This window comes from Methylobacter sp. sgz302048 (assembly GCF_052162025.1).
In the GTDB taxonomy this organism is placed as follows: domain Bacteria; phylum Pseudomonadota; class Gammaproteobacteria; order Methylococcales; family Methylomonadaceae; genus Methylobacter.
In genome coordinates, this window is the sequence record NZ_CP197401.1 from 4,456,498 (window position 1) to 4,479,285 (window position 22,788).

Consider the following 22,788-nt stretch of genomic DNA (forward strand, 5'->3'; position numbering starts at 1 on the left):
ACGGCAGGGTGGACACAACCTATTCGTGCCCACCGGCAACAGAATGATATAAGGGCAGCCTGTAGGGTACGCACCGCGTGCCTTTCCAAGCTTTTTATGAGCCCGGAACGGTACGCAGTGCGTACCCTACAGTGTGCCTAACTAGCTTGGTGAATAGATCTGATCAAATATGGCTTTGTCATCGAAATGCTCTTTCTGCACGTTGTCCCAACCGCCAAAAGCCTGATCCACGGTTACGCGTTCCAGTTGCGGAAAGTTGGCCAGATCGGCCGCATCGACGGCTTTAGTGTCGGTCGGACGGTAGAAATTTTTGGCTGCCAGTTTCTGGCCGGCCGGCGAGTACAGATAATTCAGATAGGCTTCAGCCAGGTCGCGCGTGCCGTGTTTGTCGACCACCGTGTCAACGACTGCAACCGGCGTTTCGGCCAGAATGCTGAAAGGCGGCACGACGATTTCAACTTCGCCTTGGCCCAATTCCTTCAGAGCCAGGTAGGCTTCGTTTTCCCAGGTCAGCAGCACATCGCCGATGCCGCGCTGCAGGAAGGTGGTGGTGGAGCCTCTGGCGCCGGAATCCAGCACCGGTACGTTTTTGTACAGCTTTCTGATGAAATCCTTGGCGGCCTCTTTACTGCCGTAGGTTTTTTCGGCGAAGGCCCAGGCGGCCAGATAGTTGTAACGCGCGCCGCCGGAAGTTTTAGGGTTTGGCGTGATGACCGATACGCCTTCTTTCACCAGATCATCCCAATTCTTGATGCCTTTCGGATTGCCTTTGCGGACCAGGAAAACCATGGTTGAGGTATAGGGCACGCTGTTGTTGGGCAGGCGTTTCTGCCAGTCCTTGGGCAGCAGCTTGGCGTTCGCGGCGATTTTGTCGATATCGTAGCTGATGGCCAGCGTCAATACGTCAGCATCGAGGCCGTCGATAACAGCTCGCGCCTGCTTGCCCGCACCGCCGTGCGATTGCTGAACCGTGACCGTCTCGCCGGTTTTTTCCTTCCAATATTTGACGAACTCCTGGTTGAATTGCTGATACAGTTCCCGGGTCGGGTCATAGGAGACATTCAGCAAGGTTCTGTCGGCGAATGCGGCGCTGCTGACCAAAAGACTCGCCGCCAGCAAACCGGTTTTCAGCCTTATTTTTGTTTTCATGGTGTATCCTGTCTTTAAAGAATAAGTAAAAGGTTTCAAGACGGCTTTGTTAGCGCTTGTTCATTGATGCAAATGGTACGTAAGCCGGGTTAATAATAGAAACGATATAATTAGAACTTATCATCGAATTATTCGATATTTATCAACTTGTGGGGGCGACTTCGCTTACCAACAGTAGGGTACGCGCCGCGTACCACTTATGGACGCTCCAAAATGGTACGCGGTGCGTACCCTACAACCTTGTATTGATAATCAATGGGCGACTGAAGTCGCCCCCACAATCCGCGGCGCAGCGTTAGAAAACCAGCTGCAGCCGCGTTGAAAACACGTTTTCAGCCGGGCGGTCGCCGCCGTTTTTGGCGCCGCCGGTAAAATGCGTATTTTCATAATCCGCCATCAAGCGCGTATTCTGGTTCAGGAACCAGTTGGCGCCGATCGCCCAGGAGCTGGCTTCTCTGATTGAATTGGCCGGGTTCAACAGCTGCACGCCATTGATCGGTTTGAATGTGTCCTCATCGATGGACAATTCGCTCCAGCGCGCCGCCAGTTGCAGGGCGCCCCATTGGCCATTGAACGGATCGAACGGCGAGCGCGGCTTGACGCTCTGGAAGGTGTTGTTTTCGCCGGTCACGACATAAGACGCCTGAATCTGCCAGGCCGTGTTGTCCTGCTGAATATGCGTATTGCCGCCGTCGCCGGTCAACTGCTGAGACGACAGCACATACTCGCCCAGCAAGCCATAAGGCCCATAAAACCAGTACGCCTGCGGATAGATGCGATAGTGTTCGCCGTCCGCGACCACTTCCGTTGTGCCTGTACCGACTTTGGTGTAGTCAACCAAGGTATTCTGGCCCAGCGGGGTTTTCAGGTTCTTGACGGTGGTTTTATTGTTGTTGGGCACTTCCCAGCTGCCGGCGACACCGACGCCGAGACCATCCAGCACAGCAATGCCGGAGTTCTGGAACGGATGCGACCAGAGGCGGGCCGCCACTTCCTTGTTGTCGTCGTTTTCCTTGTCGGTATTGTCGGCGCCGTTGTCGCCGCCGCCATTGAATACACCCACTTCATAAGTGAAGAAGTTTTTGAAGTCGATAGGTCCAGCATACTGGACTTTATCGCCGGGCCTGGCGAAGCTGCCGTGCAACTTGACGCCAATGTCACGGTTGCTGGCCAGATAAGTCGGATAGGCGCGCTCCATGAAGTTGCCGTCGGAATCGCCTTGCAGACGTTCCAAGCTGATCGGCGTTTTCTGTTTGCCGATATTCAAGCTGGCATAGGGAAAATAATGCACATCGACATAGGCATCGGCCAACAGCGTCTGGTTAGAGCCGAAATCGGGCATGAGCTTATAGTCGAAATATTTCCAGAACCGCCCTTCCAACCAGATACGCGCCTGCCTGAGATCGAACCTGTCCTTTAACTTTGACTCATTATCGACAAAGAAGCGGCCGTCCGCCTGTATGGAACTGCGCAGGCGTACCGAGTTGCTGCCATCGGCCGACGAAAAGCTCACGCCTTTCGGGCCAGCTTCAAATATAGGGGCTGTTTTAGCGTTTTCTATGGCGATTTCCTTATCGACTTCGTGTTTCCGCTCCAGAATTTTGACTTTCTGGTCCAGCGCTTGCAGTTTGTCGTCCGCTACCGGAGCCTTAGTATGCTCGGTATTATTACGCTCGGCGGCTTCCAGGCGCTGCTCCAGCAAAAGCAGGCGACGTTCCAGTAATTCGATTTTTTCGTCTTTTTCTTTAGCGGTAGAGGCGGTTGCCGGTTGAATACCGCTGACAGCTAACAGACCGTTAATGGCGGCCGTTAAAAGTAAAACGTTGTTGGTCCTCATGCGTTTCCCCAGATAGCAGCCCTTTCCGGTTGTCCGGTGTCTTGCCGCCTTTTTAATTTTTTTAATTTAATCGCCGGCTATTCCGGTAGATTATTTATAGTTCACAGACGCCGCGCAGAAACTGTCTTCGGGATGCTCCAGTGTCCCGTTCCGCGCCGCTTCAGCCATACGGAAGCGCTCCCATGCGGAGCATGGGAACGCCCGGCTGCATCACATCTGTTTCAAATCCCCGGTGATCCGGTGGATTTTGCTAATTTAATTACCGAAAACTTCAGGTCTGAGCTTTTCGCGGCGCTCGATCTGCACCACCTTGCCGTCGTGAATGACAATTTCAATCGAGCCAAAACGGATGTCTTCAAGCATTTGGCCGATCCGGCTGGTGATTTCAGCCGTGCGCTGTTTTTTCAGGTTAATATTCTCAACGTTAGCTGCCATGTCTGTGCCCTTTGTGTTGCTTCCAAATTTGAATAAATGATTGAACGGTGTGTCTGAGTAAATGGTAGTGAACTCTGATGTTTCTTAAAAACGATATAATTAGATTTCCATATCTGTTTTTTAGAATACCATCAGCATGACAGGCCGGACCGTTAGGCTACCTTCGGCAACAAAGCAGACTTTGTTAATTGATAGGGTTGTTTATGGCTCAGTATGCAGTGGTAGGCCTGGGGCGTTTCGGCGCCACCTTGGCGCTTCAGTTGATGAGGATGGGGCACGATGTCGTCGGCATCGACAGCGACAGGCGCGTGATCGAAACCTTTGCCGATGCGCTGACTTATACGGCGGTCGCCGATGTGACGGATGAGCATGCGCTGAGAGAGCTGAACCCGACGGCATACGATGCCGTGATCATAGCGATCGGCGAAAACCTGCAGGCGAGCCTGCTTTGCGTCGTGCATCTGAAAAACATGGGCATCGACAACATCTGGGTCAAGGCGACGACACAGGCGCATCACCTGATTTTAAGCCGGCTGGGCGTCAGCCATATCATCCATCCCGAAGAGGAAATGGGCGCGCGCACGGCCCAGGCTCTGGCTTATCCGATGATTCGCGAGTACATGGCGCTGGGCGACAAGCAATATATCGTCGAGGTCAAGGTAACGGAACAGATGGCCGGCGCTTCGCTGGCCGAACTGCTGTCAAGCGTCAAAGGCGAAGTATTCGGCATTCTGGTGAAACGGCGCGAGCAACTGTTTCCGAATCCTGCCGACTCGTTCCTGATCGAGCCGGACGACACCGTGGTCCTGGCCGGGGTCAGAAGATCACTGCTGAAACTGGCAGACCGGTTCATGTAGCGCAATGGTAGAGCATCTCGTCAACCGCTTCGAAAGCGGCCAATCCTCGCTGACAAACAGGGTTTTAAAAGCCAGTCCGCCGACCATTCTGGGGGCCGGCTATCTGACGCTGATCATTCTCGGCGCATCCATTCTCAAGTTGCCACTATCCACGACGCAACCTGTCACCTGGCTGGAGGCGCTGTTCACGGCTACCTCGGCCGTTACGGTGACCGGCCTGGGCGTGGTCGATACCGGTACGCGCTTTACCACCTTCGGGCAAACCGTGATCGCTTTGCTGATTCAGGCCGGCGGCCTGGGCTTCATGACTTTTTCGGTGCTGACCATCCTGAGCATAGGCAAAAGGATCGGCGTCAGGCATCAGCTTCTGGCGCTGGAAGCGTTCAACCAGACCAGCCTGAACAAGATCCGTGAAGTGGCGCGCGCCGTGGTCTATTTTGCACTCACTGTCGAAAGCATCGCCTTCGTGCTGCTGACTTTGATCTGGAGCGGTGAAATGGATTGGCATCAGGCAGCTTTCCATGCCTTTTTCTATACGGTTTCAGCCTTTAATAATGCCGGGTTTGGGCTATCTGCGGACAATTTATCGGCCTACGTCGGGAATGTGCCGGTCAATCTGATCATCACGTCCCTGATCATCATCGGCGGCATCGGGTTCGGCGTACTGATGGACCTGTGGCAGACGCGCGGCTGGAAGCGGTTGCAGCCGTATACGAAGCTGATAATCGGTGCGACAGTGATCATCAACCTGAGCGCCTGGCTGCTAATCTGGCTGTTTGAGCGCCACAATGGAGGAACGATTGCGAACCTGCCGCTGGCCGGGCAATTGACGGCCGCCTGGTTTCAAGCCGTCACGCCACGCACGGCCGGTTTCAACACGCTGCCTATCGAATCCCTGACCGACTCGACAGCACTGCTGATAATCGTGCTAATGTTCATCGGCGGCGGCTCGATGAGTACGGCCGGCGGCATCAAGCTGGGCACCTTTATCGTCATGTTCATGACCACCTATGCTTTTCTCAACCGAAGCGACGACGTCACGATGATGCGCCGGTCGGTGCAGCGTAACGTGGTCATGAAGGCCTTCTCGGTCAGCGTCATCTCGATGATGCTGGTGATTGTCGGCACGATGGCCCTGTCGGCGCTGGAAAACGCGCCGCTGCTCGATATCCTGTTTGAAGTCGTATCCGCGCTCAGCACGGTCGGCTTGAGCAGAGCCCTGACGACAGAACTTTCGACCGCCGGCGAGTGCCTGATCATGGTGCTGATGTTCGTCGGGCGTTTGGGGCCATTAACGGCGGCCTATGTGATCGCCACGCCCAAGAAACGGCGGGTCCGTTATCCGAGTGTGGATATTCAGGTGGGGTGAAGGCCGGCTGTTGTGCGATTTGCCGGCGGATCAGCCCATCAACTTCTTCTTCGAAGACGCTGTAGGGGCGAATGCACTTGAGCCCTTTAGGGTATCCGACCCGGAATGCCCTCGGCAATTGTCCAACAGGCGTAGCGCGGCAGGATGGGGTGACGATAGGAACCGCATCGTTCGCGATTGATGCGGTTCGTTCCTCACCAGCCTACAAAACCTTGTAGACGGTTACGCACCGCATACCTTTTTGGGGCTAGGGATTCGGCTTTCTATATAACTTCTGTCCGTCAGCTCCCAGGCTTCCGCCAGACGACACCTGACGATATTGCCCTTGCCTTCGGCTAGTCGTTATAATCGTCAACCTATGCTGAATGTTAATCAATATCGGTTCTCTGACAGGGAACTTCCACCCATAAGTTCACGCCCATGCTGGGCATACACAAATCATTCGCGGACGTATCAGGCTTCGCCTGAACCGCTGCTCAATTCCAACGTTAAATACAATAAAGACTCATGTACAGAGAGTGGAGTATTTGGTGAAGAATCAATTAATATTTTTATTTTTGCTGTCAGCTTCTTTTGTTGCTCAAGCATCCGATGAGTGCGATTTGCCGGAGCATCTTTGCAAGGCACAGCAAGAATATGAACTGACAGACGTAAAACTTAACCAGGTCTATCAGCAAATCATAAGAAAAATAGATTCAGACGATTTCAAAGATGGCTTGGTGCCAAAGGAAGAAATAAGAGAAACCCTTATTCAAAGTCAGAGGGTTTGGCTAAAATACCGAGATGCCAATTGCCATGCTTATTACACCCTGTCTAGCGGCGGCACATCGCGAGACTGGGACCTTTTAAAGTGCGAAAGCAAAATGACTGCCGATAGAACCAAGTTCCTTAATGAGATATACCTCGAAGGTAAAATGATCGGCGAAAAATAAAGGGGCAGGTCTTGCAATCACGCACAGGCCTAACCCGCAGGCGGATCCGCTTCAGCAGTCCGCCATCATCAGTTCGGCAATGTAGGGCCATAGGATATGCCGGCCAAGAGCAAGCGCTTTAAGCGACACAGTGAAATACATCCATCGCGAGCGATGCGCTTCGGCAACTGCTCCTGCATCGCCTAAAGCGCCTACTGTTGGTGCTCTACCTTCCCCATCCATGGGGTCGTCGGCACATCCTATGGACTGCAAAATTACTGCGGCCTTTTTCCGCCCTCTACATTCACCTGGGTTTTTCTCAATTTCTCCCTGACGATTTCCTCATGCTCGCCTATTTCCTTTTCGATCTGCACTTCCTCGACGACACGCGCCTCCTTATTAACAACCGGCACTTCGGCGTGTTCGACGATTTCTATTTCGCCTTCCTTAAAACCTGCCAGATCCGCCTCGGAGGCAGGCCGGTTTACGGCGTGTCTTTCAACATGCACATGCTCTTCGCGAAGCCTCAGATGCTCCTCGACCGGCTGCTCAATTATTTTGCTGCGCAGCTTGACCCGGCCCGTTTCAACTTCTCTTTTTCCTACGTTTAACTGCTCTTCAATAATAGGGATGGCATTTTCCCCGCTGGCCGCCTCGGCAATGGTTTTTTCCCTGCCGGTGGCCCCGGCTGGTCCACAAGTGCCGATCGGTTCGGCAATGCCGGCCCGCTCGGCGGCGCCAGCCTGCTGCTCAGAGAGCCCTGCTTGTCCGGAAACGCCAGTGCCGTATTGGTAAGCCTGCTCATCCATGTCCAGAGCGCCCGCATCATCAAGAATGTTTGCCGCTTGAGCAGCCTGACTCGGCGAGTCGGCATGGACAGTCACGATGGCGCCGCTTTGCCGGGCCACTTCGGTATAGGATCTTGCCGTATCCGTCCCAAATAGAGAGGTGAAAAAACTACTGAGCTTTTTTTCATCGCGTTGCTCGGATTTCTGTATGGAGATGTCAATATCCGCCCGAGAGAAACCATGAATTAAAAGTTGCTGCACGGCGTCTTGGGCATCGGAAGGATCATCAAATATGCCTACTACTGTCTGACTCATAATCTTTACCTATAAAGCTGATTTTCGATTAAAAACAAAGGTGTTTTGTCAGCATCCGTTTTGCTCGGCGCCATAGTAATCAGGGCGGTCAATGTTGAGGCGTTCAACGCTCACCGTCTCCTTGCTTAAATTCACTGATTGGGGTTCCTGCTTTTGATTCTGGCGTTTAGTTACATGTAACTCCTCGACTAGCATCAGGCGCTTTTCAATCACAGCCACTTCCATTGTTACCGGAATCACCATCGTGTCGCCCTCGTATCGGACTGAGGGCGGCGGTGAATCGATAAACTGGTTGATAGCGACCCTTTCCACCTGTATCTCCTCATGCATCAGCGGCACGGCGACCGTTTCTTCATGTGCTGTCACCCGTTTTGAAATTCGTATCTTTCCGGTCTCCACGACCCTTTTATCAATACGTAACTGTTCTTCAATAACGGGTATTACATCCACGCTCGCTATAGCCTGCGCTGGCTGATGCAATGTTTCTGGAGGATTATCCTTTTGACCCATGACTTTTCACCGACTGTAAACACTTTTCAATATGTCCATTTCTCTTCATTTGATTGAAAAGAAATCACGGCTTGCACAGAAGATCTGCGTGATCTGTGTCTAACTATCTGTTGAGTCATATCTTCCCCTCAAGTGCTTGAATTAAAAGAGATAGGACTTCTTCCTGGAGAATAGCCACAGGCCATTTGCTCCCAGCAAAGGAATGTAAACTACAACAAAAAGAACAAAACTTATGTACGCCACGGCACAAAAGCAAAGAATTAATTCTCTGAAGGCTGGGATCGTCCTGGGAAAAAATCCCTGACTCGCTCTGCAAAATCTTGCCCTGTCAGCCTAGGCTTCAAGCCAATGGCGGCCCTTCACCATGCCCGCGCACATCTGCTTTGCATGAGTTTTCAGCCACCTTGCGCTATATCTACTAAAATGACATTGTGCACAGCGCCCCTGCCTGTGCAGAGAAACGCCGATGCCAAAGCCCCGCATTCAGGCGATCATCCATCCAATCAGTGGCTATCTGGAATAAAACATGCCCTCTACCGTCAAAACCGAAAAAAGTTGGCTGCTTGCCTTGTTCGGGCTGCCGTTTTTCTGTATCGGCGCAGGTTTCCTGCTGTTTTCCATTGTGCCGACGTTGTATGACGCTGCGCGCATGGCTTCCTGGCCGGAAACGCCGGGAACCCTGCTGCAGGCCCAGATCGTCACCAGCCATTCCGACGATTCCACAACCTATGGGGTAAAAGCCGAATACCGTTATAACGTCGACGGGCGGGACTATCGCGGCAACCGTGTCGCCATCAACACAGGCAACGACAATGTCGGCGACTTCCAGCAATCGCTGGGCAGTCGCCTGGAAAATGCCCGCATAAACAATCAAACGGTCAGCGTCTGGTATGATCCTTCAAATCCGGAAGATGCCGTGTTGAATAGGGACATTCGCTGGGGCTTGCTCGGTTTCAAATTGATCTTCGTCGTTGCCTTCGGCGGTGCCGGTTTTGCGATGATCTATTTCGGCCTGCGCGGCGCAAAAACCGCGGCGATACGGGCGGGCGGCACAAAGCCCTGGTTGCAGCGGCCCGAATGGCAAGGCGGCATCATCCAGTCCAATGCTAAAACCGGCATGTACTTCGCCTGGGGTTTTGCCGTATTCTGGAATCTGATCAGCACCCCTACCGCCTTTTTCATACCGGACATCTGGCGCGAGAAAGGCGCGCTTGCGCTGCTGGTGCTGTTATTCCCCTGCGTGGGTCTGGGCCTGCTGTTTTGGGCGATCAAATCCACACTGGAATGGAAACGTTTCGGCGCGACGCCGATGACCATGGACCCTTTCCCTGGTGCTATCGGCGGCGATGTCGGCGGCGAGATACTCGTCAACCTCCCTTTCCAGCCATCCACGGCTTTCGAAGTGACCCTTAGCTGCATCAACAGTTACATTTCAGGCCGTGGTGAAGACCGTTCGCGTAGCGAAAAAGTCATCTGGCAGGACCAGGGATATGCCGAGGTCCATCCATCGATGCACGGTACTCGCCTGCAATACCGGTTTGAAGTGCCGGACGGTTTGCCGTCAAGTGAAGAGCGCAGCGACAATTACCATTTGTGGCGGCTCAATATCCACGGTGATATGCCCGGTGTAGACTTAAAGCGCAACTTCGAAATCCCCGTCTATCCCGGCAAAGAAAAATCCCGCCGCATCACCACTCTCTCCACGCAACACCGACTATCCGGGCATGTACAACTCAGAGCAGACGCACTGTTGCCGCTGACTCGTACCGGCATCCGCGTCGACCTCTACTACCCGATGGGGCGCAAGCCGTTGAGCGCGTTTGTCATCATGCTGTTCGGCGGCATCTTCAGCGGCGTCGGCGTGTTTCTCTGGAAGCAGGCAGTGCAGGAAGGCTTCCCGCTGTACCTCATGAGCGGCATATCCAGCCTTGTAGGCAATCTGATCGTGCTTGCGGGCTTGTACGAGCTATTCAATTCGCTGCATGTCCGGTTCGACGGCCATTCGCTCACCGCCGTTCGGCGCATTCTCGGCGTTCCGGTCAGCAACAAAACCTCCGCCTATCCGCTGATTCGCTCGATCGAAATCAAACAAAACGGCAGCAGTCAGTCCGGCAATACTCATCACATCAATTACCAGATCATCGCCAAAACCGCCTCGGGGACTATTGTTTTGGCTGAAGGTTTGAATTCCCATAGCAAAGCGAAGCTGGTAGTGGATTATTTTGAGAAATTGACGGGGTTGAGGGATACACAGACAGCGCCGGCATCAGGCGCATACTCCCGGCTACGGTAATGGCTATTCACTGGCCTCGGGAAACGAAAAAATAAACACCCCATCCCAACCAGCTCAAAGCCAGCAGCAGCCAGGGCAGCCAATGCTGCCGGTAAACAATCCGTTCCACAATTTCCATTTCCTGATCCTCCGGCTCGGCAGAGTGCTGCTGGCTTGAAGCCTTCTTGAGCTTCCGGCTCAACTCCCTGGTCTTTTCCTTTTGCTGCTTCTTATAAAGCGCAATGCCTTTTTCAATGCCCTGGGCGATCAGTTTGGTTTGTTCCTTGGTTTGCCCCGGGCGCTGCGTCGCCCTGGCGATTTTCAGCGCTTCCGCCTGGGTTTCCGGCGACGGTTTTTGGTAAATGTTTTTGGTCATGTGATATATCAATAGTGGGTTTTTCTAATTCGCATAATCAGAGCGCTAGGGCTGGCTGGTATGGGGAAACCCATCATTTGCAGCCGATGCGTTTAAAAATTAGCCAAATATAACAAACTTTTCCCAAACCGGCCGAGGCATTCCCCCATCCGCGATGTTTATCCAATATCGGCCAATGTTTAAACGTCAGAGGAATCTTACTCAGCGAATTGAATCAAATATAACAGTAACTTCGTTTTTCAAACAGAAAAGCACTGGGAGGATTATGAGCCGGCTGACATTGATTGAGTCGATATTTCCCCGCATGGTGGAACTGCGCAGGACCTTCCATCGCTACCCGGAGCTGGCGTTTGAGGAGGAGAGAACCGCTCTGGTCATCATGGAGGAACTGCGGCGTCTGGATATTCCTTTTGAATATGGCGGCGTGGGCGGTGGCATTGTCGGCAAGATCACTGGCCAGGACGACGGCCCGACGATTGCATTGCGGGCGGATATGGACGGCCTGCCCGGCGACGAGACGACCGGACTGCCTTTTGCCTCTGTCAATCCGGGCAGGATGCATGCGTGCGGCCACGATGGCCATATGTCCATGCTCCTGGGAGCGGCGGCCATGCTCAAGGAAAACCCGCCGCCAGGCCGCGTGGTGCTGATTTTCCAGCCTGCCGAAGAGCGAGGGGGCGGCGCCAAAGTGATGATCCAGTCCGGGGCGCTCGACCGCGTGAAGGCGATCTTCGGCGGTCATGTGATGCGCCAGTTCAGGGTGGGCGAGATCATGGTCGCCCATGGCACAATTACCGCCCAGTCCGACAAGTTCACCATCCGGATACGCGGGCGCGGCGGGCATGGCGCGCGGCCTCATGAGGCCGTAGATGCCGTAGTGGTCGCCGGTTTGCTGATCATGGCGGTGCAGACCCTGGTGTCGCGAGAAATCAGCCCGTTTCACCCTTCGGTGGTGACTATCGGCCAGGTACAGGCCGGCACGGCGGCCAACGTCATTGCCGAGCATGCTGTTTTACAGGGCACGATTCGAACCACCGAGCGCCCGGTGCGAAGACACATCATCGAAGGACTCAAGCGCATAGCGAAAGCGACCGGCGCTCTGCATAACGCGATCGTCGATGTGGAAATTTCGGAAGGCTACCCGCCCGTGGTCAATACCCAGCAAGAGGCGGAGATCGCCAGACTCGCGGCGCTTAAGGTGGTCGGGCAGCAGGGACTGGTCCCTATCGATAATCCGAGCATGGGGGCAGAAGATTTCGCCTATTATCTCAAGCAAATCCCGGGCTGTTACGTCCGTTTCGGCGCCCGGCGCGAAGGCTGGGAAAATATCCCCTTGCACAGTCCCGCCTTTGATTTTGATGAAGAAGCCTTGAAGGTCGGAGCGGCCTTCTTCGACGAAGTCGCCAGGGAAGCGATCAGAGCCTATGCCCAAGAAGAATCCTGAGCATACAACTCATCCGGACATTGAGTTCAAAGCTTGCGCCGATGCCACGCTGGGCATCGAAATCGAGTTTCAGCTGCTGGACCCTCTGACGCTGGACTTGACGGACGGCATCTCGTCGCTGTTGGACAGCTATCCCGAAACGCCGGCAATCAAGCCGGAAATGACCCAATGTTCCGTTGAGATCAACTCGAAGGTATGCGCAAACATCCGGGAATTGGAAGCGGATGTGATGTCGCTGGCCAGGACGTTGAAGGAACGTTGCGATGCGCTGGGCATGGCCCTTTGTACCGCCGGCACCCATCCTTTCTGCCGGCGTCCGGTCGGCATTACCCCGCGGCCGCGTTATCTCGCCATCGGGGAGAAGATGAGCTATCTGTCGCGCCGGCTGAAAACCTTCGCCCTGCATGTCCATGTAGGGATGCCTTCCGGCGATGTGGCGCTTGCCGTCATGACCCTGCTCAAGCCCTATTTGCCCATCTTATTGGCATTATCGGCCAGCTCGCCTTTTTGGGAAGGAGAGGATACCGGTTGTTCCTCATTCCGTCAGCGATTTCTGGCGATAATGAGAGATTACGGCGTGCCGCCAAGCTTCGGTACCTGGAGCGATTTTGCCGAATTCTTCAGCCACACCCGTAAATCCGGGCTGAGCCTGATCTGCCGCGATATCCACTGGGATCTTCGCCCTTCCCCCGGCTTCGGCACCCTTGAAGTCAGGGTGATGGATGCGCTGCCCACTGTCCGCGAGAACATCATGATGGCGGCGTTGACATACACCCTGATCGTCTATCTCCTGCATTGCCACGAACAAAAAGCATTGGGCCATCTTCCTCCGCAGCACTGGTGGATGGAAAAGATGAATCATTTCAACGCCTCCTGCTGGGGGCTGAATGCCGACTATATTGTCGATAACCAAGACCATAGCAGCCCTATCAAGGCAGTGATTGAGGAGACCTTCCAGAAGCTGGCTCCAACCGCTCTTGAACTGGGAACCACAGACTACCTGCGGCATCTGGAAAATCATCTTGTCAACAAACCCAGCTATCTCCGTCAACGTCGGCTGTTTCAGGAAACCGGCTCCTTAAGAACCGTGGCCGCCACACTAGTCAGGGAATTGGAGGAGGAGCTGGCAACCCGCTGAATATCCGCCGCGTCTACCGTGGGACCGCAGCCCTTGCCAGGGCATTGGCTGGCTGGTTGTGCAGGCGAGGGATAGCGCGAAGGATAAACCGCTTCAGGCTTGCTGCCTGCCTGCGCAACTCATTGAGCCGATTATCGCCGCGGTGTTCGTCCCATAACTGCACCAAACCCCGATTGTCGGTGTAAAGCCATAGCCATTTTTGCTGTCTTTCCGTGGCGCATTGCATGACGGCTGCCAGTGCGGCCAGTTCAGCGGCGAAGGCGCCTTTCTCCCCTATCGATCGGCTTATACGTTCAATGACCAGGCCGTCACTGTCCACCAGCAGGCCGCCGATACCGGCTTGCTGGCGCCCGTTAGCTTCAAAGCTCGCCCCATCTGCCCAACCGCAGCTCCACCCCTTCGGTACCTCAGCGGCATAGACGGCCAGGATCAGTTCATCGCGCAAGCGCAACAGAGGCGTACGGTCAGCGTTTCGCCGCCTGGCCAACAGCGTGGCGCGCCTGCGGATCCGCTCGGCCAGCGGCCCGGGTTCACTGGCTTCGGCAAGCTGCCTGAGCTTTTTGCGAGTCTCGTCGGTCGGAGCTAAAAGCGCACTGTCGACAAGGGTGTTGAGTTGTTGGGCCTGGGTTTGCCGTGTCATAAGGCAATGATGCATGTCTTTTATGGCATTGTACCGAACGGCATGATCAGCCGCCATGGCCTCTCTGTCGTCGGCATCGCGAGCGATGCGGTTCATGCTTCACCACATCCTACCGCGCTAGTCGGGAGAGCAAATACTTTGCTCGGCATCCCCATAAGAAACGCCTGATGGGAGAATCTAAAGCCGACTTTTTCCAGAACCCGGATTGATGCAAAATTATCGAGATGAGTGAAAGCCATCAGATCTTTCAAGCCGAGAGCATGAGCGCCATGCTGCACCCATGCCGATGCCGCTTCAGTAGCCAGCCCTTTGTTCCAATAGTCCGGCAATAGCCGGTATCCCAGCTCAAAACGCTTTAATTCGGAGCAATACATAAGACCTGAGTCGCCGATGGGCTTCCCTGAACCGCGCTCAAGAATAATCCATTTCGCAAAACCGTATTGCGCCTGATGCTCAAGATAATGCCGTATCCTGTCAAGCGTGGCATCAACCGATTTATCCGGGCCGAAAGGCGTGAATTTCATAACTTCGGGATCACCGAACCATGTGAATGCTTCCGTTGCATGGTCCGTTGAAAATGGAATGAGGATAGTACGGGAGGTTTGAAGCTCAGTTATGTTCATGGGATATCCTCATGATAAGTTAATGAAATCAAACCATCAGCAGCGGGTTGCCAAATAAAATGCCAGATAAAAAGCGTGTCTGGCTGCCGTATTTACAAGCTTTTTCACTTCATTCACGAAACACAAGCTTATCCACAAAAACTGTGGATAACTCTGTTAAAAAAACAGGGAATTCATCCCAAAAACCTTATTACTCAGTCACTTGGATCAGTTTGGCTAAAAATTGGCCGAGTGCGAGACATCCTTAATAAAGTTGGAGCGCCGAATTCATCCGCTTCCTTAAAGATTTTCCACATTCAACAGTATGACTTCAATTTCCTCGGTGATTTCTTCCTGTCGATGGATCTGAAATTTCCGGCGCAGTTTTACCGTTTCATTGTCGAGATGCAGCACCGCGCCGTCCAGATGCTGCAAGCGCAGGTGATTTTCCGCCATCAGCGACGTGTAACAGAGCTTATGCATGACGGCGAATAAATAATGCTCCACCATATCTGCGAAGAAATCGGCCGGATCAAGGTTCAGCAACGGCGGAAAACCGGAGCGGGGATGGCTCTGAGCGGCGTGCTGAAAAGGCGGCAACAGGGTCAGATGAGAGAGCCGGTTAAGCGCGCTGTCGTGATAGATGGCTTTCAATTCAAAGAAACCGCGCGTTTCCTGCAAAGAAGTAACTGTGCCGAGCAGACGGTTAACGACATCGGGGACTTCTTCCGCCGTATTGGCGCCTTCTATCGTAGCTATCGGTTCAGGATAAGCATCCGGCCACCTGTTGGCCAGCCTGCTGCCGATAATAATGACGTCCGCGTAGGCTGTCGTCGCCATTTCATTGATCAGACTGTCATTGAAATCACCGCAAAGGCCTCGCTCGGACCCGATCACAATAACGATAGGGGGCGCGCTGCCAGCGGTATCCGGTACATAAGGGTAAAACGTAAGGAAATCCGCGGCCGCATCTTCAATGGCTTCGACGACCTTGTTCTGCATGGTTTGAAAGCGGAGCAATTTATGAATTTCTATAAATGCGAGATTTTTCATCGAGTTTAAAATACTCCGGATGTCCTCCATCTGGGTAATATGCTGCTTCAGCCGCCGGCTCTGGCTCATGGCTGCGGCTCCGGCTTAATGCCCAGCCAGTCTCTGATGGCCTGCAGCCACTGCTCGGGGCTGCTGTTCAGCGTCAGCGCCGTGCCGCTGACGCCTCGCTGGAGCCGTGCCAGAAAATCTTTGATGTCCTCCGGCTTGGCCTGGTCGAACAAGTGTTCGTTGAAGGCGATCAGCCAGGCGAGTTGAAAAGCACTGCTGAGCGGACTCAGCCGGTCCTGCTTGAGAATTTCCCGCAGCACGCGCCCGCGTTGAATCCGTGCCTCCATCGAGGCCTCCAGGCGCTGGCCGAAACGGGAAAAGGCTTCCAGCTCCAGAAACTGCAGATAATCCAGCTTCATGCGTCCGGCTTGGCTGCTGATGCTCGGATGCTGGGCCTTGCCGCCTATCCGCGAGACCGACTTGGCGATGTCGATGGCGGGGCGGAATCCCGATGCGAACAGATTGGCATCCAGATAGATCTGGCCGTCGGTAATGGAGATCAGATTAGTAGGAATATAGGAGGCAATTTCGCCTTGCTGGGTTTCGACGATGGGCAGGGCCGTCATGCTGCCGCCGCCGTTTTCGGCATTCAGGCAGGTCGAGCGTTCCAGCAGCCGGGAATGCACGAAGAAAATATCGCCGGGATAGGCTTCGCGCCCGGGCGGGCGGCGCAACAACAGAGACAGTTCGCGGTAGGTCCTGGCGTGGGTCGACAGGTCGTCATAGATGACCAGCGTGTCGCGGCCCTGCGCCATCCAGTATTCGGCCAGCGCGCAGCCGGCGAACGGCGCAATATATTGCAGGCCGGGCAAGGCGCTGGCTTCGGCCACGACGCAGACGGTGTAGTCCATGGCGCCTTGTTTTCTCAAGGTTTCAATGGTCTTTACCACGGTCGATCGCTTCTGGCCGATCAGCACATAAATGCAGACCACATTTTTGTCTTTTTGATTGATCACGGTGTCGATCGCGATCGAACTGCGGCCCAGGCCTTCGTCGCCGATCAGCAATTGCCGCTGGCCTCTGCCGATCGGAATCAGGGTGTCGATGATTTTAATGCCGGTATACAGCGGTTTATGAACAAAATCCCGGGCGATAATCGGCGGCGATGCTTTTTCCAGACAGCTCCGCCCGACGGAGGCCGGAGCGGGGCTGCCGTCAAGCGGCGCACCCAAGGGATCGACCACCCGGCCGATGAAAGTGTCTCCGACCGGTATGCTGGGCGCGTTTTTTGACAAACGGACCAGCGTGCCGGCCGTCAGCGCTTCGGTTTCATACAGCAGGATCGCTCCCACCAGGTCGCGGTTGAGGTCGAACACCATGGCCCGGCTGCCGTCGCCGAAAACCAGGATATCTTCGATGGCTGCCGAAGGCAGTCCCTTGATCCAGGTAATGCCGTCCCCGACCGTTACGACTGTGCCTTGTTCGGTGACCCGAAGCCCCGGTTGATACTGATCCAGCCAGGCGCTTTGCTTGTTTACCAGGTCGGCGGCTTCGGACTCAATCAGATCCATGGTCAATCTCGGCAAAACCGGCCAGCTCATGCTGCAGGTTGGCGTGCAGGACCCAGGCGCCGATGTCGATGCGCAGGCCGGCGATCAGCTCGGCATCCTGGGCATAATGAAACACATCGGGCCTGTCGATGAGCGCCCCCAGCTTTTGCTCCAGTTTTTGCCTTAACTCGTCCGGAAGGGGATAGGCGCTGGTAATGAGGATGGACACCGATTTTTCAGCGTCTAGCATTTTCAGGCAGCGCTTGCATTCCTCGGGCAATTCATTGAAATGCTCCAGCAGCATGGCGCACAAGCGCGCTTCCAGTTCGGGGCCGGCGGATTGCCGCAGCACCAGACTGGCAAAGCGGGCGCCGTTCTGCAGCGCTTTTTCTTCAGCTTGACGCTGAATATCATGCTGCTGCCGGGACAGGATGACTTTGGCTTTTTGCCGCTCCTGCTCAAGATCGGCCTGCAGCTGGTCCATTTGCGTTTTTCTTTCGGCCTCGATTTCCCGCCGCAGTACGCCAAACGCGGCCTGTTTTTCCTGCTCCCACTCGTTTTGCCGGTTTTCATAGTGTTGGCGCAAATCTTCTGCTTCCTGCCGCAATTTCTGGGCATCGGCCAGTGTCTGGTCGATGTGCTGTTTGCGCCGGGCAATGACGGCCAGCACCGGCTTATAGAAAAGCCGTTGCAGGATCCAGATCAGAATCAGGAAATTGGCGATTTCAAGCGCAAAGGTGGTGAAGTTGAATTCCATGATTGTCTGGATTGATTACTTGGCGATGAGCTCGAGCAATGGGTTTCTGAACAAGACGATCAGAATAATCACCAGACAGTAGATAGCCAGCGATTCGATCATCGCCAGTCCGATAAACAACGTCCGCATGAGCGACTGTTCCGATTCCGGCTGACGGGCCAGTGACTCCAGCGCGCTGCTGATCGCTTTTCCCATGGCCAGCGCCGGCATCATGACGCCTATGGCGATGCCGATAATGGCGGCAATGGTGGAGCCGAACACGATTAAGGCGATGTCTGTCATAACTGTTCCTGTCTATTGAATTGTTGGGATTGTATCGCACCGGCCAGATAAATCAGTGCTAACATGCCAAAGATATAAGCCTGCACCAGCGCTTCGATAATATGCAGCATCAGAATCGGCACCGGCGCGAGAAAACCTGCGACCAGCAAAATGAGCATCGCCGCCATTTCCAGACTCATCATGTTGCCGAACAGACGAATCGCCAGCGCCAGCGTTCGGGTCAATTCGCTGATGATGTGAAAAGGCAGCAAAATCGGGCTGGGCGCCAGGTAATGATGCAGGTATTTTTTAAGCCCTTGGATCTTGATGCCGAACCAGTGCACCGAAAAAAACACCAGCACGGCCAGCGCCGAAGTGACCGAAAGATCGCGTGTCGGCGAATGCAGGCCGGGTATTAAGCTGAGCAGATTGGCGACAATCAGAAACAGCCATAAGGTCGCGATAAAAGGCATGATCTGCCGGCCGTACACCGGCTCGACCGCGGAAATGGCTTCCTCCAGCGCGGAAACGACGCCTTCCACCACCGTTTGCAGTGGGCCCGGCATCATGTCCAGATGCCGGGTGGCAAGCCAGGACAGCACAGCAGCGGACAGCATGATGCCCCAGGTGGTCAGGATGGATAAACTGACAGCCAGCGGCCCGAGCTCAAAAACAAATTCACTTTCCATGATTTAACCTTACCAAAGAGGCCATTCAAAAACTCTATTTATTTTGAATGAGAAAATAAACGTTAAAAATGCCGACCACAATGCCGGCAAACATCAAGCTGAAAGTCCAGCATATCGGAGAGCCCGGCATAATGCTGTCCAGCCAGTGGCCCAGGTAGACGCCGCCTATGATGGGCAGTACCATGACCAGTCCAAGCGTTCCGAGAAAGACCGTTTGCGCAAGCAGATTCGGGCGTTCCCGCTCCGCCTTTTTCATACGTTTGACCTGATTGTCTACCTGCTGTTTTAATCGCCGCCGGTGCGTCATAGCATTTCCCACTTGAGCGCCCTGAGCCGGGCCAGCATGGCCTGTTCCATTTTTTGCAGGCTGGTCTTGGTCGCGCGCAGATCTTCTTCCTCGGCTATGAATTGCTGTTCCAGTAATGCGCTGATGCGGTCGAGATCTGTATCTACCATGAAGCGCCGCGTGCTGAGCGTCAGCTCGTTATTGTTGAAATACAGGACTGCGCCGGGCAATGCCAGGTATTGCCAATCCTCTTCGTCTTGCCGAAAGCGCGCCAGACCGAAGACGAGCGTGGTCATGAACCGGGCATGGTTGGCGCGAATGCCGAAGTTGCCCGACGCATCCTCGCCGATGAAGGCCGTCACGCCCGTTATGCGCTGTTCCTGGGTGGCATCGTATAATTGCAGTGCGAATGCTGTCATGCCGGTTCCTGCATGCTGCCGCGCATATAACATTGGGCTTCGGGCAAATCATCATAGTCCCCGGCCAGAAAAGCCTCGCAGTCGGTCAAGGTCTGCTCGAGCGGAACCGAGACGCCGGTTTGCCGAGTGTGCTGGGCCAGAACCGCAAACGGCTGGGTCAGATAGCGCTGCAATTTGCGGGCGCGCATGACGATTTTCCGGTCCCGTTCGGACAATTCCTCGATGCCCAGCATGGCGATGATATCTTCCAGTTCCTCATAGCGCGCCAGATGTTCGCGCACGCTTTCGGCCACGTTGTAATGGCGGTCGCCCAGAGTATGGCGATCCATCAGGTGACTGCCGGAGCGCAGCGGGTCGACGGCGGGGTAAATGCCTTTGCTGGCCTGGTCCCGGGACAGGATGACGGTGGTATCCAGATGGCTGAGGATAGCGCTGACCGCCGGATCGGTCATATCGTCCGCCGGCACGTAGACGGCCTGAACCGATGTGATGGAGCCGTGACGGCTGGACAGAATGCGGTCCTGCAGCTCGGCGACTTCCGTGGTCAGGGTCGGCTGGTAACCCACCGTGGCCGGCATGCGGCCGAGCAGGCTCGACACCTCGCTGCCGGCCTGCACGAACCGGAAGACGTTGTCCATCACGAACAGGACTTCCTTGTGCAGGGTATCGCGCAGGTATTCGGCATAAGTCAGAGCCGACAGTCCGACGCGGAAGCGCACGCCGGGCGATTCGTCCATTTGCCCGAACACCATCAGGGTGTCGGACATGACCTTGGCCTGCTCCATTTCCCGCCATAATTCATGGGCTTCGCGAATGCGCTCGCCGACGCCGGCAAACACGGAAACGCCCTGGTGAATCGCCGAAACCGCATGGATGAATTCCATCACCAGTACCGTTTTGCCGACACCGGCGCCGCCGAACAGCCCGGTTTTGCCGCCTTTGACGAAAGGGCACAGCAGATCGATGACCTTGATGCCGGTCTGCAGAATGCCGCTGATGCCGGTCGCTTCCGACAAGGCCAGCGGTTTCGAATGGATATTGCGGAATTCAGTTTGAGGCAGCGGACTGCCGCCGTCCAGCGGCTCGCCGAAGATGTTCAATAACCGCCCCAGACATTGCCTGGAAACGGGAAGCTGCAGCGGCGCGCCGGTGTCGTAAACAGTCAAGCCCCGGCTCAGGCCCGCCGTGCCGTGCAGCGTAATCGCCCTGACATGCCTTTCATCGAGATGCTGATGCACTTCGAACATGTAGACGGTATGATCGAAACGGGTGCATAAAGCCTGGCGCAAGGGCGGCAGCCGGTCGCAGTCGATAATGACCACAGGGCCATGAATTTCGGCGATGATCCCGATCGGATGTCGATCTTCTTGTTGAACCGGCAAACTATTCAATGGTACTCGCTCCGCTGATTGATGATGGATGCGCCCGACGCTTTCATCTTCCGGAATAACTCCTCCGCGCCTTGATTATTAGTATTACAAAACGCAGTCCTCACGGCAACGGGAGATGCCCAAGTTTTGTGTCTATGAAGAATCATGCATTTTTATCTCTGAACCGGAAGTCGCCTGCCATTAATCCGATTCTGTGAGATGCTTCTCAACACAAATCAAAAGTATGGTCTAGCCTAGCGGCCTGCCTATGTGGCAGGTATGCCCGTCATCTTTTGCGATGGCAAGAGATCAAGCATACGCTCAATTCAAATACTTTAATAAAAATCAGGATTTAAAAATGGATTTAAAAATGAAGAAAAAACATTCCTTAACGCTATTGGCATTGGGACCGATGCTGTCACTCAATGCCAACGCCGCATTTATTAATGGCAGCTTTGAAACGCCGCGTTTTACGCCGGGTACTGCCGACTGGACGCTCTACTCTGACAGCACCGAAGGAATAGGCTGGAAAACCACCGCTACTGACCACCAAATTGAGTTATGGAGCGATAACTTTCAAGGAGTCGCCGCTTATGATGGCGCCCAGTTTGCGGAATTGAACGCCAATCAGGTCTCCGCGCTCTACCAGGATGTTGCCGGCATCGCAACGAACAGCATTGTTGACTTTCATTTCGCTCACCGCGGCAGGCTAGGCGTCGACACCATGCAATTGGATATCGTTGACCTGGGGGCTGACAACCTGTTCGGAAGCGGAGACGATATTACATTGTTCAGTAGCCAATACAGCGATGACAACACGGCTTGGGGCTTTTACACCAGCAGTGGTCTGGCACCCATCGTTGCATTAGGCAATACCCTTCGTTTCTCATATGTCTCGATTTCGGCGGCAGGCGGTAACCCGGCTGTCGGCAACTTCATTGATGCGGCCGACTTTGGCGTTGGCGTAAATGATCCTTCGCTCGTACCCGTTCCTGCCGCCTTCTGGTTATTCGGTTCGGCACTGGCCGGATTGGGCGTTTTCGGCAAACGCCGCACAGCCTAAGATATCAACCGAAATGGCACGGCCTGTTCAGCCGGAAACCTAAGATTGCCGCACGATAAAGAAGCCCGCCCGGCGAAAGCTGCGGCGGGTTTTTATTTCTCTTCTCGTTTGTGGAATATTGCCGGCCGCCATCGTTAGTTTGACAGGATGTATCCCGGGATGAGATACATCAATTGCAACCGATGCGCTTCCACATGTCGGCGCCTCTTATAGCCTTAAGGAAGATCGAAAATGACTATTGCGATTAAGCCGGCAGCACCGGAACAATCCCCTGCCATAGCAGAAATGGTGGGACAGCTGCTGGCAGAAATAATGAGCAGAATCGATGTAAAAGCTTTCAACTTTGATCGTAACCAAACTGCGGAAAGACTGCGGCAGTTTTTGGTGGATCAGAAATACTTCGTGTTTGTGGCAGAAGACGCAGGCAAGCCGGTGGGATTCATAGCGCTTTATGAAAGCTATGCGCTCTATGCTGAAGGAGCGTTTGGAACAATAGCGGAGCTTTATGTACGCCCTCAATACCGTTCAAAAGGCGTCGGTAAAAAACTCATCGGCAGGGCAAGAGAGCTTGCCGCGGCGAAGGAGTGGACCCGGCTCGAAGTCACGACGCCGCCTCTTCCCCAGTTTGAAAGAACGCTCGAATTCTACGGGAAAGAAAGATTCACTATTACAGGCGGCCGCAAGCTCAAGGCAGGCCTGTAATGGACAA

24 protein-coding genes are annotated in these 22,788 nt (G+C 54.4%); 8 read left to right on the forward strand and 16 right to left on the reverse strand.

The window, feature by feature from the left end; all coding sequences use genetic code 11:
• Nucleotides 1-141: 141 nt before the first annotated feature.
• From ACTNE6_RS19945 to ACTNE6_RS19955, 3 genes are all read right to left on the reverse strand, one after another.
• Nucleotides 142-1,149 (reverse strand): sulfate ABC transporter substrate-binding protein, encoded by a 1,008-nt coding sequence (locus tag ACTNE6_RS19945; protein WP_442498049.1) that lies wholly within the window; start codon nt 1,147-1,149, stop codon nt 142-144.
• 295 nt (nt 1,150-1,444) lie between these two features.
• Entirely contained in the window at nt 1,445-2,986 is a 1,542-nt protein-coding gene (locus ACTNE6_RS19950) for an OprO/OprP family phosphate-selective porin (protein WP_442498050.1), read from the reverse strand.
• Between the two features lie 255 nt (nt 2,987-3,241).
• Nucleotides 3,242-3,421, reverse strand: a complete 180-nt coding sequence (locus ACTNE6_RS19955; RefSeq protein ID WP_194970639.1) for a YezD family protein — start codon at nt 3,419-3,421, stop codon at nt 3,242-3,244.
• Between the two features lie 203 nt (nt 3,422-3,624).
• Between ACTNE6_RS19955 and ACTNE6_RS19960 the strand changes: the two genes are divergently transcribed.
• From ACTNE6_RS19960 to ACTNE6_RS19970, 3 genes are all read left to right on the forward strand, one after another.
• Nucleotides 3,625-4,278 (forward strand): potassium channel family protein, encoded by a 654-nt coding sequence (locus ACTNE6_RS19960; RefSeq protein ID WP_442498051.1) that lies wholly within the window; start codon nt 3,625-3,627, stop codon nt 4,276-4,278.
• A gap of 4 nt (nt 4,279-4,282) precedes the next feature.
• Nucleotides 4,283-5,647: a TrkH family potassium uptake protein gene (locus ACTNE6_RS19965; protein ID WP_442498052.1), complete on the forward strand. Its 1,365-nt coding sequence runs from the start codon at nt 4,283-4,285 to the stop codon at nt 5,645-5,647.
• A gap of 530 nt (nt 5,648-6,177) precedes the next feature.
• Nucleotides 6,178-6,579, forward strand: a complete 402-nt coding sequence (locus ACTNE6_RS19970; protein ID WP_442498053.1) for a lysozyme inhibitor LprI family protein — start codon at nt 6,178-6,180, stop codon at nt 6,577-6,579.
• 254 nt (nt 6,580-6,833) lie between these two features.
• On the opposite strand, the gene ACTNE6_RS19975 is transcribed toward ACTNE6_RS19970, so the two are convergent.
• Nucleotides 6,834-7,661 carry a YsnF/AvaK domain-containing protein gene (locus ACTNE6_RS19975; RefSeq protein ID WP_442498054.1) on the reverse strand — a complete coding sequence of 276 codons (828 nt, stop codon included), beginning with the start codon at nt 7,659-7,661 and terminating at the stop codon, nt 6,834-6,836.
• A 48-nt stretch (nt 7,662-7,709) separates the two neighbouring features.
• Nucleotides 7,710-8,171, reverse strand: coding sequence for a YsnF/AvaK domain-containing protein (locus ACTNE6_RS19980; protein ID WP_442498055.1), 462 nt, complete (start codon nt 8,169-8,171; stop codon nt 7,710-7,712).
• Between the two features lie 526 nt (nt 8,172-8,697).
• On the opposite strand from ACTNE6_RS19980, the gene ACTNE6_RS19985 reads away from it, so the two are divergent.
• A complete protein-coding gene (locus tag ACTNE6_RS19985) occupies nt 8,698-10,464 on the forward strand; it encodes a DUF3592 domain-containing protein (protein ID WP_442498056.1) in 1,767 nt (588 codons plus the stop codon).
• A 7-nt stretch (nt 10,465-10,471) separates the two neighbouring features.
• Here ACTNE6_RS19985 and ACTNE6_RS19990 read toward each other — a convergent pair whose 3' ends face one another.
• On the reverse strand, nt 10,472-10,819 hold the full coding sequence (locus ACTNE6_RS19990) for a DUF2956 domain-containing protein (protein ID WP_442498057.1): 348 nt from the start codon (nt 10,817-10,819) through the stop codon (nt 10,472-10,474).
• A 265-nt stretch (nt 10,820-11,084) separates the two neighbouring features.
• On the opposite strand from ACTNE6_RS19990, the gene ACTNE6_RS19995 reads away from it, so the two are divergent.
• A complete protein-coding gene (locus ACTNE6_RS19995; protein ID WP_442498058.1) occupies nt 11,085-12,263 on the forward strand; it encodes a M20 metallopeptidase family protein in 1,179 nt (392 codons plus the stop codon).
• Nucleotides 12,244-13,401: a carboxylate-amine ligase gene (locus ACTNE6_RS20000; protein WP_442498059.1), complete on the forward strand. Its 1,158-nt coding sequence runs from the start codon at nt 12,244-12,246 to the stop codon at nt 13,399-13,401. Before ACTNE6_RS19995 ends, ACTNE6_RS20000 begins: the two co-directional genes overlap by 20 nt.
• Nucleotides 13,402-13,414: 13 nt before the next feature.
• Here the strand turns inward: ACTNE6_RS20000 and ACTNE6_RS20005 are convergent, their stop codons facing one another.
• The 10 genes from ACTNE6_RS20005 to atpD form a co-directional block, all read right to left on the reverse strand.
• Nucleotides 13,415-14,137: a reverse transcriptase-like protein gene (locus ACTNE6_RS20005; protein WP_442498060.1), complete on the reverse strand. Its 723-nt coding sequence runs from the start codon at nt 14,135-14,137 to the stop codon at nt 13,415-13,417.
• The gene (locus ACTNE6_RS20010) at nt 14,134-14,664 is read right to left on the reverse strand and encodes a GNAT family N-acetyltransferase (RefSeq protein ID WP_442498061.1); all 531 of its coding nucleotides are present in this window, start codon (nt 14,662-14,664) and stop codon (nt 14,134-14,136) included. Before ACTNE6_RS20010 ends, ACTNE6_RS20005 begins: the two co-directional genes overlap by 4 nt.
• 279 nt (nt 14,665-14,943) lie before the next feature.
• Nucleotides 14,944-15,765 (reverse strand): F0F1 ATP synthase subunit gamma, encoded by an 822-nt coding sequence (locus ACTNE6_RS20015; RefSeq protein ID WP_442498062.1) that lies wholly within the window; start codon nt 15,763-15,765, stop codon nt 14,944-14,946.
• Entirely contained in the window at nt 15,762-17,255 is a 1,494-nt protein-coding gene (locus ACTNE6_RS20020) for a F0F1 ATP synthase subunit alpha (protein WP_442498063.1), read from the reverse strand. The genes ACTNE6_RS20015 and ACTNE6_RS20020 overlap by 4 nt, the downstream gene beginning before the upstream one ends.
• A complete protein-coding gene (locus tag ACTNE6_RS20025; protein ID WP_442498064.1) occupies nt 17,242-17,991 on the reverse strand; it encodes a F0F1 ATP synthase subunit delta in 750 nt (249 codons plus the stop codon). The genes ACTNE6_RS20020 and ACTNE6_RS20025 overlap by 14 nt, the downstream gene beginning before the upstream one ends.
• A gap of 15 nt (nt 17,992-18,006) precedes the next feature.
• Nucleotides 18,007-18,273: an ATP synthase F0 subunit C gene (atpE, locus tag ACTNE6_RS20030; protein WP_194971061.1), complete on the reverse strand. Its 267-nt coding sequence runs from the start codon at nt 18,271-18,273 to the stop codon at nt 18,007-18,009.
• On the reverse strand, nt 18,270-18,941 hold the full coding sequence (locus ACTNE6_RS20035; RefSeq protein ID WP_194971060.1) for a F0F1 ATP synthase subunit A: 672 nt from the start codon (nt 18,939-18,941) through the stop codon (nt 18,270-18,272). Before ACTNE6_RS20035 ends, atpE begins: the two co-directional genes overlap by 4 nt.
• A 34-nt stretch (nt 18,942-18,975) precedes the next feature.
• A complete protein-coding gene (locus ACTNE6_RS20040) occupies nt 18,976-19,248 on the reverse strand; it encodes an AtpZ/AtpI family protein (RefSeq protein ID WP_194971059.1) in 273 nt (90 codons plus the stop codon).
• Complete coding sequence (locus ACTNE6_RS20045; protein WP_442498065.1) at nt 19,245-19,646, reverse strand: F0F1 ATP synthase subunit epsilon; 402 nt, start codon at nt 19,644-19,646, stop codon at nt 19,245-19,247. Before ACTNE6_RS20045 ends, ACTNE6_RS20040 begins: the two co-directional genes overlap by 4 nt.
• Nucleotides 19,643-21,037 carry a F0F1 ATP synthase subunit beta gene (gene atpD, locus ACTNE6_RS20050; protein WP_442498066.1) on the reverse strand — a complete coding sequence of 465 codons (1,395 nt, stop codon included), beginning with the start codon at nt 21,035-21,037 and terminating at the stop codon, nt 19,643-19,645. The genes ACTNE6_RS20045 and atpD overlap by 4 nt, the downstream gene beginning before the upstream one ends.
• A gap of 349 nt (nt 21,038-21,386) precedes the next feature.
• Between atpD and ACTNE6_RS20055 the strand changes: the two genes are divergently transcribed.
• Both ACTNE6_RS20055 and ACTNE6_RS20060 read left to right on the forward strand, forming a co-directional pair.
• A complete protein-coding gene (locus ACTNE6_RS20055; protein ID WP_442498067.1) occupies nt 21,387-22,079 on the forward strand; it encodes a VPLPA-CTERM sorting domain-containing protein in 693 nt (230 codons plus the stop codon).
• Between the two features lie 231 nt (nt 22,080-22,310).
• Nucleotides 22,311-22,781, forward strand: coding sequence for a GNAT family N-acetyltransferase (locus ACTNE6_RS20060; RefSeq protein ID WP_442498068.1), 471 nt, complete (start codon nt 22,311-22,313; stop codon nt 22,779-22,781).
• Nucleotides 22,782-22,788: the final 7 nt, after the last annotated feature.

Excerpts from the sequence above, each read along its gene's own strand:
- ACTNE6_RS20015 (WP_442498062.1), bottom strand. The coding sequence starts at position 15,765 with ATGAGCCAGAGCCGGCGGCTGAAGCAGCATATTACCCAGATGGAGGAC.
- ACTNE6_RS20060 (WP_442498068.1), top strand. The coding sequence starts at position 22,311 with ATGACTATTGCGATTAAGCCGGCAGCACCGGAACAATCCCCTGCCATA.
- ACTNE6_RS20000 (WP_442498059.1), top strand. The coding sequence starts at position 12,244 with ATGCCCAAGAAGAATCCTGAGCATACAACTCATCCGGACATTGAGTTC.
- ACTNE6_RS19965 (WP_442498052.1), top strand. The coding sequence starts at position 4,283 with ATGGTAGAGCATCTCGTCAACCGCTTCGAAAGCGGCCAATCCTCGCTG.
- ACTNE6_RS19985 (WP_442498056.1), top strand. The coding sequence starts at position 8,698 with ATGCCCTCTACCGTCAAAACCGAAAAAAGTTGGCTGCTTGCCTTGTTC.
- ACTNE6_RS20040 (WP_194971059.1), bottom strand. The coding sequence starts at position 19,248 with ATGACGCACCGGCGGCGATTAAAACAGCAGGTAGACAATCAGGTCAAA.
- ACTNE6_RS20020 (WP_442498063.1), bottom strand. The coding sequence starts at position 17,255 with ATGGATCTGATTGAGTCCGAAGCCGCCGACCTGGTAAACAAGCAAAGC.
- ACTNE6_RS19950 (WP_442498050.1), bottom strand. The coding sequence starts at position 2,986 with ATGAGGACCAACAACGTTTTACTTTTAACGGCCGCCATTAACGGTCTG.
- ACTNE6_RS20025 (WP_442498064.1), bottom strand. The coding sequence starts at position 17,991 with ATGGAATTCAACTTCACCACCTTTGCGCTTGAAATCGCCAATTTCCTG.
- ACTNE6_RS19990 (WP_442498057.1), bottom strand. The coding sequence starts at position 10,819 with ATGACCAAAAACATTTACCAAAAACCGTCGCCGGAAACCCAGGCGGAA.
- ACTNE6_RS20005 (WP_442498060.1), bottom strand. The coding sequence starts at position 14,137 with ATGAACCGCATCGCTCGCGATGCCGACGACAGAGAGGCCATGGCGGCT.
- ACTNE6_RS20035 (WP_194971060.1), bottom strand. The coding sequence starts at position 18,941 with ATGGAAAGTGAATTTGTTTTTGAGCTCGGGCCGCTGGCTGTCAGTTTA.
- ACTNE6_RS19975 (WP_442498054.1), bottom strand. The coding sequence starts at position 7,661 with ATGAGTCAGACAGTAGTAGGCATATTTGATGATCCTTCCGATGCCCAA.
- ACTNE6_RS19995 (WP_442498058.1), top strand. The coding sequence starts at position 11,085 with ATGAGCCGGCTGACATTGATTGAGTCGATATTTCCCCGCATGGTGGAA.
- ACTNE6_RS20055 (WP_442498067.1), top strand. The coding sequence starts at position 21,387 with ATGAAGAAAAAACATTCCTTAACGCTATTGGCATTGGGACCGATGCTG.
- ACTNE6_RS20045 (WP_442498065.1), bottom strand. The coding sequence starts at position 19,646 with ATGACAGCATTCGCACTGCAATTATACGATGCCACCCAGGAACAGCGC.
- ACTNE6_RS19945 (WP_442498049.1), bottom strand. The coding sequence starts at position 1,149 with ATGAAAACAAAAATAAGGCTGAAAACCGGTTTGCTGGCGGCGAGTCTT.
- ACTNE6_RS20010 (WP_442498061.1), bottom strand. The coding sequence starts at position 14,664 with ATGAACATAACTGAGCTTCAAACCTCCCGTACTATCCTCATTCCATTT.
- ACTNE6_RS19980 (WP_442498055.1), bottom strand. The coding sequence starts at position 8,171 with ATGGGTCAAAAGGATAATCCTCCAGAAACATTGCATCAGCCAGCGCAG.
- ACTNE6_RS19960 (WP_442498051.1), top strand. The coding sequence starts at position 3,625 with ATGGCTCAGTATGCAGTGGTAGGCCTGGGGCGTTTCGGCGCCACCTTG.
- atpE (WP_194971061.1), bottom strand. The coding sequence starts at position 18,273 with ATGACAGACATCGCCTTAATCGTGTTCGGCTCCACCATTGCCGCCATT.
- ACTNE6_RS19955 (WP_194970639.1), bottom strand. The coding sequence starts at position 3,421 with ATGGCAGCTAACGTTGAGAATATTAACCTGAAAAAACAGCGCACGGCT.